A 12,084-nucleotide genomic window follows, 5' to 3' on the forward strand; every position below is an offset into this window, starting at 1 on the left:
GGTTATCTTTTTGTGAGGATATAATCTGTTGGGATAGGTTCCAGCCCGGCATTTCTGACAAGCATCATTACTTGTCCCCGATGATAACTGGAGTGGTTGATGATGTGGAACATGATGTCTTTGATGGTATTTTGATATGCCTCACCTTTGGTGTTTTGATATGAGATCATTTTATCGAGCTCATTGTTATCAAGAATTTTTTTGGAAATCAGGTAATTTTCCTCATTCATTTCAGCAAAAACCTCAACAGAGTGGGTTTGCCAGACTTTAAAAAATGGTTTTTTCCCCAAGATCCTTGCATTCCACACATGGTGTGCATTGATCATATGGCTATAAATTTCGATGGCTTTTTGTGGAAGGTTTGCTTTGTTTTCAACCAAAAGGTCAATCGTGGCATTGTTGCTCTTTTGGATATATTCCAAAAGGTCATTAATAGCAATTTTCATATGTGGGTGTTGGATTGGTTTCCGGCGTTAGGCCGGATGTGTTATAAATAGATAGAGTCTATAGTTGGAAATAATTTGCAATATTAGTTTTAATTTTAAACCAAGAAATGATTTTTTGATTTAATTGTAAGGAGAGGGACTGATGGAAGTCCAACCTCCGTCAATTACAAGATTTTGCCCTGTAATGTGCCTCGCTTCCTCAGAAACCAAAAAGGCAGCAGTATGGGCAATATCCACGACAGTTGCCGGTCGTCCCATTGGTGTGATTCTGGACCAGGTCTTTTCGTAATCAGGATCTGAGGCCGTTCTGGAAGTCAATGTAGCGCCGGGTGAGATGGTATTGACATTGATGTGGTACTCTGATAATTCGATTACCAAATTCTTTGCCAACATTTCAATTGCTGCCTTGCTCATGGCATATGCTGCAAGGTTTTTATGTGCCTGATGGGCAGTCACCGAGGAGGTAAAAAGAAGCGAACCACCGGTTTTTTGTTTTTTCATTAACCTGGCTGCTGCTTGGGCAAGGAAAAAAGTGCCACCTGCATTGACCCGCATTACCTCAAAAAAATCATTCGGAGAATAGTCCCAAAAATCACCATAAAGGGTAATGCCTGCATTGGCAATGGCAATATCCAATTTTCCAAACTCGCTTTCTGCCAAACCCACCATTTCCTGAATAAATGTGGGGTCTCCGGAATCTCCCGAAATACCTAAGATTTTCCCTTTTGCATCTCTCAGGATTTCAGCGACGGCTTCTTCGGTCAGGCTTTTTTCGATGTCATTGAGGATGACATGATGGCCTTTTTCTGCCAATACTCCGGCAATCTCCAAACCGATGCCTTGTCCGGCACCGGTGATGAGAGCGACTTTTTCCTGATTTTTCATAGGAAATACTTCTTTTAATGTGAATCTCTTTTGACTTCAGGGCCCGAGGCGCCTTTGAGAAAATCAAAATCTACACCTTCGTGGGCCTGGGTCACGTTTTGGATAAACATATTGACATAGCCACGGTCATATCCAAGTTGCAATGGCTGAAAAGATACTCTCCTTTTTGCCAGTTCCTCGTCCGAAACTTCCAAATTCAATGTCCGGTTTGGTACATCGAGTTGGATCCAATCCCCATTTTGCACCAAGGCAAGATTTCCTCCAACAGCTGATTCGGGGGAAACGTGAAGCACCACGGTACCGTATCCGGTTCCACTCATCCTGCCATCCGAAATCCTCACCATGTCTTTCACTCCCTGTTGGATGATTTTCATCGGTAGTTGCATATTGCCTACTTCAGGCATGCCGGGGTAGCCTCTTGGCCCGACATTTTTCAGCACCAAAACAGAATCCGGTGTGACATCAAGATCCGGATCATCCAGTCTTTTCTTATAATCATCTATGTCTTCAAATACCACCGCTTGACCTCGATGCTGAAGAAGTGAGGGAGTCGCGGCAGAAGGTTTCAAAACTGCTCCTTCAGGACAAAGATTGCCTTTCAGGACGGCAATGCCTGATTCTGGTTTGAAGGGTTTTTCCAAAGTACCGATCAGGTTTCTGTCCCAGCATTCTGCGTTCAGGACGTTTTCGCCGAGTTTCTTCCCATTCGCGGTGATGGTATCGAGGTGCAATAAGGAAGAAACTTCCCGCATCACAGCAGGCAATCCGCCGGCATAGAAGAGGTCTTCCACAAAATTTTCCCCGGATGGCTGCACATTGGCTATCAAAGGAATATGGGAAGAGAATTTGTCAAAGTCATCAATATTCAGTTCTACTCCGATCCGACCAGCAATAGCCAAAAGGTGGAGGATGAAATTGGTAGAACCACCCAAAGCGGCGTTGACCATGATGGCATTTTCAAAGGATTTTCTGGTTAGGATGTCGGTCATCTTGAGGTCTTCTTTGACCATCTCCACAATCCTGATTCCTGACATATGGGCAAGGACCTTCCTCCTAGAATCCGCTGCCGGAATGGTAGCATTGTCGGGTAAGGCCAAGCCTAGGGATTCCACCATCGCAGCCATCGTGGAGGCTGTTCCCATTGGGGCGCAGTGTCCCTGCGACCTGGCCATGGCAGCTTCTGCTGCGGTGAAATCTTCCTGAGAGAGTTCTCCTTTTTTGAATTCTTCAGCAAATCTCCAAAGGTCAGAAGTACCTATTTTTCTTCCTTTGAATCTTCCGGCGAGCATCGGTCCACCCGAGACTACGATGGTGGGCAAATTGACACTGGCGGCGCCCATGACTAGAGATGGTGTCGTTTTGTCACAACCGCACATCAGGACTACACCGTCCATGGGATTGGCGCGGATGCTTTCCTCCACGTCCATGCTGGCGAGATTTCGGAATAGCATGGCGGTCGGTTTGATGGAGCATTCGCCCAATGACATTACCGGAAATTCCAATGGAAATCCACCGGCTTCCCAGATTCCCCGCTTGAGAGCTTCGGCAAGTTCGCGGAAATGTGCATTACAGGGTGTGAGTTCGGAGTAGGTATTGCAGATGCCGATGACCGGCCTGCCTTCGAAAAGGTGGTGGGGAAATCCCTGGTTTTTCATCCATGCGCGATAGATAAAGCCGTCTTTTCCTTTGCGGCCAAACCACTCTTGGCTGCGCAATTTCTTTTCTTCCATGACAATGGGTTTATTGGTTTGAATTGGAGGAGAATTTAGGAAATGTTTTGGAGGAAATGGAAAAGAAAATCAAAAATGTGACCTGCGGAAACAAATGTATATTTAGCATGCGCTTCATATTTTCTATTGTTGACTATTCATATTTCAATATCAGTTGGTAAAGAAAAAAATCTCAAAATGGAAATAAAGAGATAAGTATAATACATAATTGAACCTTGAAAATAACAAGTATTGGTTATTTATATCCTTAGTAATATTCCTTAGTTTTAAGCGTTTGAAGATTAAACCCAAGACTAGGATCCGCATTATGAAAAGTTCAACCCGTTTTCCGATTCTTTTGATCTTCATTGGCATCTTTTCTTTTTTTTCCTGTAGCACATTTGAAACCCCAAAAGAAGAAGTGGCTGTTTTTTGGAAACAGTCGCTAAGTTTCCAAGAAGGACTTACCCATGCCAAAGAAATCAACGGAAAGCTGTATACAGCGTCTAAGACCAGAATATACAGTGAGGCGACCCTATTTGGAATAAACAAACATTCTGATCTCAGTGCTTTTTTACCTGACAACTTCCTCTATAGGCTTCCCATCTCGGACCAACTCATGGCCACCATCAATTCCGATGAGCTTATCCTTTTGCCGATTGGAAAACCTTTTGAAGAAGATGCCCTTGTCATCAAGATGAAGGATCTTGATCAGGGATTTTATGATTTCAAACAAATTGTTTCCGGGTATGGTGATCAGATTGGTATTGATTCAAAAGGCCACGTGCTGGTACCCTATGGTGCACCAAAAAGTCCCGGAGTATCAAAATACACCCCTAATTTCCTTTGGCTCAAGACAGCTGTCATTGACGGCAAGGTTGAGATATTGGAACAGAAACTAATCAAAGAGGAATTTTTCGATGATTGGGTAACAATAAATGGTTTTAAAGTATTTGAAAACTTCATGCGGGTCACGATCGGAAATAAGACTTTTGATTTTGACCAAAGCGGAAATATGGAACTGCGTTTTGAATTTTATACCAAATCTGTACAGGTAGGAAATGACATCATCACTTTTGAAGGCGATGGATGGGAAACATTCCCCTTGAAGGTTTACAAGTCTGACCTGTCGGGAAAAAATCCTGAGTTGATAGGTACTTATAATTCCGGCCAAGTTTCCAATGAAGACAGAAGGCGTATTGGGATTACTTTTGATAACCTTTCAAGTATAAACGACACCATTGTCCTGATCGAAGGGGAATCAATTTTCCGTCTGTCCATGAATGATAAAACTATCAAATTGTTCCCGCTCGATAATGTAGGCTTGATAGGAACCAATATCACCTCGATTAGTCTGCTTGACGATTCAACAGTCTTCGTTACCACAAACTGTGAGGCTAGAGACAAAAACTGCGGTGGCGGATACTACAAACCTCTTGATAAGTTTTTAACTCCTAGGTAATGGCAAAAAAAAACCTGAGTGATGAGCTCAGGTTTTTTCTATCCTGTTATTTATGTTTGTTTTCGAAAAGCAACTTTTCAACCTTCCAACCTTCCAACCTTTTAATTTTTCAATCTTCCAATTTTACAATCTTTCAATCTCTGCCCCTATCGCATTCAGCCTCTTGTCGATAAATTGATACCCGCGGTCGATCTGCTCGATATTGTCAATGATAGAAGTACCTTCTGCAGAAAGTGCTGCGATCAATAACGAAACTCCAGCTCTGATATCAGGTGAAGTCATGCGGATTCCTCTAAGTGGGTATTTTCGATCCAATCCGATGACAGTAGCCCTGTGTGGATCGCAAAGGATAATCTGTGCACCCATATCGATCAGCTTATCGACAAAGAAGAGACGGCTTTCGAACATCTTCTGATGTACCAAAACAGTTCCTTTAGCCTGTGTAGCCGTGACCAAAATGATACTCAGCAAATCAGGCGTGAATCCCGGCCAAATCGCATCGGCGACAGTCAGGATTGATCCGTCAATGAAGGTTTCGATTTCATAATGCTTCTGTGCAGGGATAAAAATATCATCTCCACGGAATTCCATTTTGATCCCCATCCTTTTGAAAGTATCGGGAATGATCCCCAATCTGTGGATTTGGGCATCTTTGATGGTGATCTCTGATTGGGTCATGGCAGCAAGGCCAATAAATGATCCGATCTCAATCATATCGGGAAGCATGGTATGTTCTGTGCCTTTGAGAGATTTGACTCCTTCGATATGCAAAAGGTTGGAACCCACGCCGGTGATTTTTGCACCCATACGGTTGAGCATATCGCAAAGCTGCTGCAGGTAAGGTTCGCAGGCAGCGTTGTAAATGGTGGTTTTGCCTTCCGCCATTACGGCTGCCATCACGATATTAGCAGTTCCGGTCACGGACGCCTCATCCAATAGCATGTAGGCACCTTTCAGGTTTTTGCCATCGATATGAAAAATCTCTCTTTTGCTGTCGTAGTGGAATTCTGCTCCGAGTTTTTGGAAGCCGTAAAAGTGTGTATCCATCCTCCTTCTGCCGATTTTGTCACCTCCGGGCTTAGATAATCTTCCATGTCCAAATCTTCCCAAAAGTGGCCCTAGGATCATCACAGAACCTCTGAGTGCTGATGCTTTTTTTAGGAAATCATCCGTATCGAGGTACTTCAGGTCAACATTATCTGCTTGAAAAGTATAAGATTCTGGTCCGATTTTTTCCACTTTTACACCCATGTCTCCAAGGAGTTCTATGAGCTTATTGACATCCCTGATGTCGGGGATTTTGTGGATGGTGATTTTGTCGGGAGAAAGGAGCACCGCGCAAAGGATCTGGAGTGCTTCGTTTTTGGCACCTTGAGGGATAATTTCACCCTTCAGTTTGAGGCCGCCTTTTACTTTGAATGATGACATTTATCTACGCTTTTTATGGCCGCCATTGTTTCTTCTTCTTTCATTGCCTCCGCTAAATTTCCTGCGGTTGTTGTTGGAATTAGCTTCAGGCTCTGAGGGCAATTTGAAATCTCTTCTTGTATTGGTTTCGAAAAGCCCCATTTCTCTCACTTTCTCAAGGTCAATGTGCAGTTTGCCTTTGGAAAGTGTTTTGATGTCATCCAAAATGATTCCGTCATCGAAGTTTTCTCTGTTCCAAGTAGAATGAAAACTTCGCATCAACTGGCCGATGTAGATGATCGCAGCTTCCTGCTCCTCATCATCCTCGATTTCAACAGCCTTTTCGATCAGTTTTTCAATGTTTCTGCCGTAATGCTTGAATTTGATTTCCCCTTTTGGATAACCGATTGGAGCTGGCTTTTTATAGAGCAATTCCCTTTGGGGGCTTGGATAAGGCCCATCCACATCTAAAGCGAAATCAGACATGATATGCAGGTCATCCCAAATCTTTTGGTCGTTCTCTGCTTTCATGGATGGGTTGAGCTGCTTGACCATCTCTACCAAAAGGTAGGCACTTTGGGTGCGCTTTTCCCGGTCTTCCATTTCGGAAATGTAAATGGAAAGACGTTGGATGTTTTTTCCGTATTCTTTCAATATGACTGAATGCTTATCGGTAATTTCTTGATTGCTCATGTTGTCTCCCGTTGGTACGATTGTTAAAGTAAAAAAACTTTTTTTGGGGGAATGTTCTATTCGATGATTCGAAGCTTCGCAAAGCTAAGTAATAATGTCTTCTCTCCAAAATTATCAAATTGAATGCTCGCTTTTCTGTTGATTCCTTCGGTTTCTATTTTGTTCACCAAGCCAAAACCGAATTTTGGATGTTCAACTTTGGCTCCTTCCTGGAGGTTATTGGTGTTTGAAGGTTTGAAATCAGGGCTTGGTGTATGGATTTTGGCGGTGGTCATCGGTCTTTGACTTTGGTTTTTGATTCCCACAAAACCTGATTTTCCTTCACTTGACTCATTTCTCAATGCTCCTGCAAGAGCAGAAGTCATCCTTTTATTGACTTTGATGCACATCGGATCGACTTCTTCCAAGAACCGGCTCGGTTCACAATTAAGCAACCTGCCAAACCTGTAACGTGTCAGTGCATAGGTCAAATACAATTTGTCCATTGCCCTGGTGGAAGCTACATAGAAAAGCCTTCTTTCTTCCTCCAAGTCTTCCCTGCTCTGCATCATCATCTGGGAGGGGAATAGGTCCTCTTCCATGCCTACAACAAAAACCTGCTTGAATTCCAAGCCTTTGGAAGAGTGGATTGTCATCAAAGTGACAGAATCCGTAGTGTCCTTATTTCGATCATTGTCAGTCAGAAGCGCGATTTCCTGAAGGAAAGCCCCTAAGCTTTTTTCGGGATTTTCAGGATTGTCGACATATTCTTTGATCGCATTGAGCAATTCCTGTACGTTTTCGTAGCGGTTAAGCCCTTCGATGGTTTTGTCTTCATAAAGATCCTTCAGCAAGCCTGACTGCTTTGCTATGCTGGAAGCGGCTTCGAAAGCGTCTTTTCTTTCCACCTCGATCCCAAAACTTTTGATCATCGTGCAGAAATCATCCACTGTGTTGGCGGCTCGGCCACCCAAAAAACTTGAGGAATTTTGGATAACATGCCAAAGTGGAATATCGTGGTCATAGGCTGCAACCAATATTTTTTCTACTGTCGTATCTCCGATTCCTCTTTTGGGATAGTTGATGATCCGCTTAAATGCTTCCTCATCTTCATGGTTGACCACAAAACGGAGATAGGCCAAAAGGTCTTTTATTTCCTTTCTTTGGTAAAATGACAACCCGCCCACGATTTTGTAGGTGATGTTCATTTTCCTCAAGGCTTCTTCTATCGACCTGGATTGGGAGTTGGTGCGGTAAAGTACAGCAAAGTCGCTGTTGTTGAGTTTTTTGTTGTTTTTCTCTTCAAAAATTGTCGTAGCCACCAACCTTCCTTCCTCATTATCCGAGCTGGCTTTGATCAGTTCAATCAGGTCACCTTCGGTATTTTGCGTCCAGATGTCTTTCTTCAACTGTGCTTTGTTTTTGGCAATAATGCTGTTGGCAGCTTGTACGATATTTTTTGTAGAGCGGTAATTTTGCTCCAGTTTTACCACAAACAGATCAGGGTAATCTTTTTCAAAATTCAAGATATTCTGGATGTCCGCACCTCGGAAGGCGTAAATACTCTGCGCATCGTCACCGACCACACATATGTTTTGGTGGACTGCAGCCAGCTTTTTAGTAATAAGGTACTGGGAGACATTGGTGTCCTGAAACTCATCCACCATCACATACTTGAAGCGTTGCTGGTATTTGTTGAGCACATCAAGATGGTCTCTGAAAAGAATGTTCGTATTAAAAAGTAAATCGTCAAAATCCATTGCGCCGGAGCGAAAGAGTCGCTTTTGGTAGTTTTTGTAGATTTCTCCCATGCGGGGTTTCATTGCTGCATCATCGTCAGACTTGATGTAGGGATCGTTGAGGTAAGTTTCCCATGCAATCAGCCTGTTTTTGGCGCCGGAAATTCTAGACAATACTGTACTTGGTTTGTACACCTTATCATCGAGTTTCATTTCCTTGACAATTGTCCTGATCAACGATTTGCTGTCGTCGGTGTCATAGATGGTGAAGTTGGAGGGATAACCGATTTTGTCAGCTTCTACCCTGAGAATTTTCGCAAATGTGGAGTGAAAAGTCCCCATCCAGGTATTGCGGGCATCGAGTCCTATGAGTTTTTCGATGCGGAGTTTCATTTCCGCTGCCGCTTTGTTGGTAAAAGTAAGGGATAGGATATTGAAAGGATCGACTCCTTTGGCGTGGATCAGGTGTGCAATCCGGTAAGTGAGTACCCTTGTCTTTCCTGAACCCGCGCCTGCGATGATCATCACCGGGCCATCTGTTCGTTCTACTGCTTCTCTTTGGGGGGGATTGAGTCCTTTTAAATAATCCATGCGTCAATTAAATCCAACAAGTCGCAAAGTTAGGGATTTTGGGTGGGCAAAGGAAATTAAGTTTACTTCCACCGGTTGTGGCTCCAGAGATAGATCTCAGGTTGTTCGCGGATTCCTTTTTCGGTCCGTCGGATAAATTCGTCGGTGATGCTATTTGGCTCATCCTGCGAGTAGGGAGGTTCACTCATCAGTTGATAAGAAATGATATAATGACCCCTTTTTGGCCTTTCCATTTTTACATAAAAGACCGCATACCCATATCTTTTCGCGAGTTTTTCGGGTCCTTCAAAAAAAGCCGTTTCCCTGTTCATAAACCTGGCAGTATACCTTTTTTCTGATTTTCCTGGTCTTTGGTCGGCAGCTAGGCCAATAATCCTTGGGACTTTTCTTTTTTCAAGGAAATTTCTGCTGAAACTTGACTTTTCTACAAGAGTACCTCCAAATCTCCCCCTGATAGCCATCATCAGGTTATTAAAAGTTTTATTTGATAGCTGGGAATAGGTTGTTTCCAATCTGGAGTCAACCAAGGCATTGAATCCTACTACAAAAGCTTCCCAATTGATGAAATGTCCGCTGACCATGATGACAGTTTCACCATTTTCCACTCTTTTTGAAAGCATGTTGCCACCTTTGATCTGAAGCATTCTGGCAAGTTCCTTTTTGTCAATCGTGTAGAATTTAAGTGTCTCGGCAAACGAATCGGTCAAAGTCCTGAAAAATTTTTTTGCGATGGCTTTCCTTTCGGCCTCGGACTTTTCGGGAAATGAATATGCAAGGTTCTCAAAGATGACTTTTTGTCTGTATTTCAAAACATGGTATCCAATTAGATAGACCACATCCGTAAAGATATATAATACCCAAAGAGGTAAATAGGATATCAGTTTGAATAAAAACATGCTCTAAACTTGGGTTGAAGAATTTTTGACTTCTTTTCACAAAGCCCAAAATAAGCCAAAAGCAAGGACTTTATTCAAAAATATTAGTGATAAATTCTTCCATTGATTACTTTTGAATCTTATGTCTGAAGTTCAGAGAAAAAAATATTCCGAACAGGAAAAGAGTAAAATCTTCGATCAGGAGTTTATGCCAAACATAGACTCGATGTATAATTTTGCCTACAGGTTGACATTTGATGAGGATGATGCCAAGGATCTGGTACAGGATACTTACCTCAAAGCTTTTAGATTTATCAACTCATTTGAGCAAGGAACCAATGCCAAAGCCTGGCTGTTTCGGATCTTGAAAAATTCCTTTATCAATGATTACAGAAAGAAGTCAAAACAGCCTGCCAAAATTGATTATCAGGAAGTTGAAACTTATTACAATTCTGATGATGTTGATTACACAAGTACAACTGACCTGAGGGTAGATGCTGTCAAGGATATGCTCGGTGACGAAATATCCAATGCGCTCAACAGTCTTGCTGTAGATTTCAGGACAGTGATTATTCTCTGTGACCTTGAAGGGTTTACTTATGAAGAGATGGCCAAGATATTGGATATTCCGATCGGGACCGTAAGGTCAAGATTGCACAGAGCAAGGAACTTATTGAAAGACAAACTGCGTTCCTATGCGTCGACAATGGGATATGGCACAGATGAAGAGGAATAATGCCTAGTCGGCGCGAATACAAGGAAGGGAAAATTTTATTTAATTTCAGTATATCAAGTAAGATTAAAAATGGACGATAATTCAACAACATCTGGAGAAAGGAAGCTTTCGTGTTCTGATGTCAGTAAATGTTTCCAGCTTTTGGAGAGCATTTTAGATGGGGAAAACATGCCCAATTCGAAGGAAATGCTCAATGAAAAATTGGCCAAATGTGAACCCTGTTTCAAGCATTTTCATTTGGAGCAAGCCATCCGCGATGTTCTGAAAACAAAATGTACCAAACAAACTGTCCCAAGCGAACTTGAGGCCAGTATCAGAGAGATCATCCAGGATAAAAAATAACCCGCCATGTCCTCAGGAAAAGCAATCATTTTTTCAGCCCCTTCAGGTTCGGGCAAAACCACCATCGTCAGACATCTTTTAAGTAAATTTCCAAATCTTGGCTTTTCCATATCCGCTTCTACGCGTGATAAAAGAGGCAGAACAGAAGAAAACGGAAAGGATTATTATTTTTTGACTCCCGAAGATTTTAAAAATAAAATCGATAATAATGAGTTTATCGAGTGGGAAGAAGTCTATGAGGGTAATTTCTACGGAACTTTAAAAGAAGAGATCCAACGGCTTTGGGATGAAGGTAAGCATGTCATTTTTGATGTGGACGTAAAAGGAGGGATCAACCTTAAGAAATATTTTGGCGACAAGGCTTTGGCAGTATTTGTAAAAGTGCCTTCCCTAGAAGTACTGCATGAAAGACTGAGGGACAGGGGAACCGAATCAGAAGAAAGTTTATCCCGTAGATTATATAAAGCAAAATTCGAAAGTACTTTCCAAGATAAGTTCGATGTCATAATTTTGAATGACGAAAAAGAAAAATCCTTTGCTGAAGCAGAGAAGCTTGTTGGGGATTTTCTAGCCAAATAATCAAAAAGTTATTTTGAAAATAGGATTGTTTTTTGGATCTTTTAATCCTGTTCACATAGGCCACTTGATCATCGCCAATGTGATGCAGGACAGAACTGACCTAGATCAGGTTTGGTTTATTGTCAGTCCACAGAATCCCTTCAAGAAGCAAAAGTCATTGTTACATGAATTTGATCGGCTTAAAATGGTAGAGCTCGCCATTGCCGATCATTTTTATTTCAGAGCCTCCGATGTGGAGTTTCATATGCCAAGACCGAGCTTTACGATAGATACACTTACTTACCTTTCAGAGAAGCATCCAAATCACGAATTCAGACTGATCATCGGCGGAGACAACTTGACACATTTTCATAAATGGAAAAATTATGAGGTCATCTTGGAGCAATACGGATTATATGTCTATCCCCGTCCGGGAGATTTACCTGATTTGAAACATCCAAATATCCGGTATGTCGAAGCGCCATTGATGGATATTTCTGCGACTTTTATCCGAGAAGCCATCAAAAACGGTAATTCTGTTAGGTATCTAGTTCCTCAACCTGTTGAGGATTATATCCAGGACAAGAAATTGTTCTTGTAAGTCGAAGATTTTGAAATTTCGGTAATGTGGTCAAAAATAGTTGGTGACTTTTACTAAAAAA

General features: G+C 42.2%; 12 protein-coding genes. 5 read left to right on the forward strand and 7 right to left on the reverse strand.

Annotated elements, in window-relative coordinates:
* Positions 1 to 2 precede the first annotated feature (2 nt).
* From NU887_RS15630 to NU887_RS15640, 3 genes are all read right to left on the reverse strand, one after another.
* Entirely contained in the window at positions 3 to 446 is a 444-nt protein-coding gene (locus NU887_RS15630) for a DinB family protein (protein ID WP_113925138.1), read from the reverse strand.
* Positions 447 to 566: 120 nt separating this feature from the next.
* Entirely contained in the window at positions 567 to 1,331 is a 765-nt protein-coding gene (locus NU887_RS15635) for an SDR family NAD(P)-dependent oxidoreductase (RefSeq protein ID WP_258424309.1), read from the reverse strand.
* A gap of 14 nt (positions 1,332 to 1,345) precedes the next feature.
* The gene (locus tag NU887_RS15640; RefSeq protein WP_258424310.1) at positions 1,346 to 3,061 is read right to left on the reverse strand and encodes an IlvD/Edd family dehydratase; all 1,716 of its coding nucleotides are present in this window, start codon (positions 3,059 to 3,061) and stop codon (positions 1,346 to 1,348) included.
* 307 nt (positions 3,062 to 3,368) lie between these two features.
* Between NU887_RS15640 and NU887_RS15645 the strand changes: the two genes are divergently transcribed.
* Positions 3,369 to 4,502 (forward strand): hypothetical protein, encoded by a 1,134-nt coding sequence (locus NU887_RS15645; protein WP_258424311.1) that lies wholly within the window; start codon positions 3,369 to 3,371, stop codon positions 4,500 to 4,502.
* A 123-nt stretch (positions 4,503 to 4,625) separates the two neighbouring features.
* Here the strand turns inward: NU887_RS15645 and murA are convergent, their stop codons facing one another.
* The 4 genes from murA to NU887_RS15665 all read right to left on the reverse strand — a co-directional run bounded on the left by murA (position 4,626) and on the right by NU887_RS15665 (position 9,807).
* Positions 4,626 to 5,930, reverse strand: coding sequence for a UDP-N-acetylglucosamine 1-carboxyvinyltransferase (gene murA, locus NU887_RS15650; RefSeq protein WP_258424312.1), 1,305 nt, complete (start codon positions 5,928 to 5,930; stop codon positions 4,626 to 4,628).
* A complete protein-coding gene (locus NU887_RS15655; RefSeq protein ID WP_258424313.1) occupies positions 5,931 to 6,602 on the reverse strand; it encodes a DUF4290 domain-containing protein in 672 nt (223 codons plus the stop codon).
* A 56-nt stretch (positions 6,603 to 6,658) separates the two neighbouring features.
* A complete protein-coding gene (locus NU887_RS15660; RefSeq protein ID WP_258424314.1) occupies positions 6,659 to 8,911 on the reverse strand; it encodes an ATP-dependent helicase in 2,253 nt (750 codons plus the stop codon).
* A 62-nt stretch (positions 8,912 to 8,973) separates the two neighbouring features.
* On the reverse strand, positions 8,974 to 9,807 hold the full coding sequence (locus NU887_RS15665; RefSeq protein ID WP_258424315.1) for a lysophospholipid acyltransferase family protein: 834 nt from the start codon (positions 9,805 to 9,807) through the stop codon (positions 8,974 to 8,976).
* 121 nt (positions 9,808 to 9,928) lie between these two features.
* Here NU887_RS15665 and NU887_RS15670 point away from each other — a divergent pair, with 121 nt between their 5' ends.
* The 4 genes from NU887_RS15670 to nadD all read left to right on the forward strand — a co-directional run bounded on the left by NU887_RS15670 (position 9,929) and on the right by nadD (position 12,023).
* Entirely contained in the window at positions 9,929 to 10,522 is a 594-nt protein-coding gene (locus NU887_RS15670) for a sigma-70 family RNA polymerase sigma factor (protein WP_258424316.1), read from the forward strand.
* Positions 10,523 to 10,591: 69 nt separating this feature from the next.
* Positions 10,592 to 10,864 (forward strand): anti-sigma factor, encoded by a 273-nt coding sequence (locus tag NU887_RS15675; RefSeq protein WP_258424317.1) that lies wholly within the window; start codon positions 10,592 to 10,594, stop codon positions 10,862 to 10,864.
* 6 nt (positions 10,865 to 10,870) lie between these two features.
* Positions 10,871 to 11,443, forward strand: coding sequence for a guanylate kinase (gene gmk / locus NU887_RS15680; protein ID WP_258424318.1), 573 nt, complete (start codon positions 10,871 to 10,873; stop codon positions 11,441 to 11,443).
* A 13-nt stretch (positions 11,444 to 11,456) separates the two neighbouring features.
* Positions 11,457 to 12,023: a nicotinate (nicotinamide) nucleotide adenylyltransferase gene (nadD, locus tag NU887_RS15685; protein WP_258424319.1), complete on the forward strand. Its 567-nt coding sequence runs from the start codon at positions 11,457 to 11,459 to the stop codon at positions 12,021 to 12,023.
* The last annotated feature ends 61 nt before the right edge of the window (positions 12,024 to 12,084 follow it).

This window comes from Aquiflexum gelatinilyticum (genome assembly GCF_024741135.1).
GTDB lineage: Bacteria > Bacteroidota > Bacteroidia > Cytophagales > Cyclobacteriaceae > Cognataquiflexum > Cognataquiflexum gelatinilyticum.

Bases quoted from the DNA above. Each gene is read 5' to 3' on its own strand.
- murA (WP_258424312.1), bottom strand. From the start codon at position 5,930: ATGTCATCATTCAAAGTAAAAGGCGGCCTCAAACTGAAGGGTGAAATT.
- NU887_RS15640 (WP_258424310.1), bottom strand. From the start codon at position 3,061: ATGGAAGAAAAGAAATTGCGCAGCCAAGAGTGGTTTGGCCGCAAAGGA.
- NU887_RS15645 (WP_258424311.1), top strand. From the start codon at position 3,369: ATGAAAAGTTCAACCCGTTTTCCGATTCTTTTGATCTTCATTGGCATC.
- NU887_RS15635 (WP_258424309.1), bottom strand. From the start codon at position 1,331: ATGAAAAATCAGGAAAAAGTCGCTCTCATCACCGGTGCCGGACAAGGC.
- NU887_RS15655 (WP_258424313.1), bottom strand. From the start codon at position 6,602: ATGAGCAATCAAGAAATTACCGATAAGCATTCAGTCATATTGAAAGAA.
- gmk (WP_258424318.1), top strand. From the start codon at position 10,871: ATGTCCTCAGGAAAAGCAATCATTTTTTCAGCCCCTTCAGGTTCGGGC.
- NU887_RS15670 (WP_258424316.1), top strand. From the start codon at position 9,929: ATGTCTGAAGTTCAGAGAAAAAAATATTCCGAACAGGAAAAGAGTAAA.
- NU887_RS15675 (WP_258424317.1), top strand. From the start codon at position 10,592: ATGGACGATAATTCAACAACATCTGGAGAAAGGAAGCTTTCGTGTTCT.
- NU887_RS15660 (WP_258424314.1), bottom strand. From the start codon at position 8,911: ATGGATTATTTAAAAGGACTCAATCCCCCCCAAAGAGAAGCAGTAGAA.
- NU887_RS15665 (WP_258424315.1), bottom strand. From the start codon at position 9,807: ATGTTTTTATTCAAACTGATATCCTATTTACCTCTTTGGGTATTATAT.
- NU887_RS15630 (WP_113925138.1), bottom strand. From the start codon at position 446: ATGAAAATTGCTATTAATGACCTTTTGGAATATATCCAAAAGAGCAAC.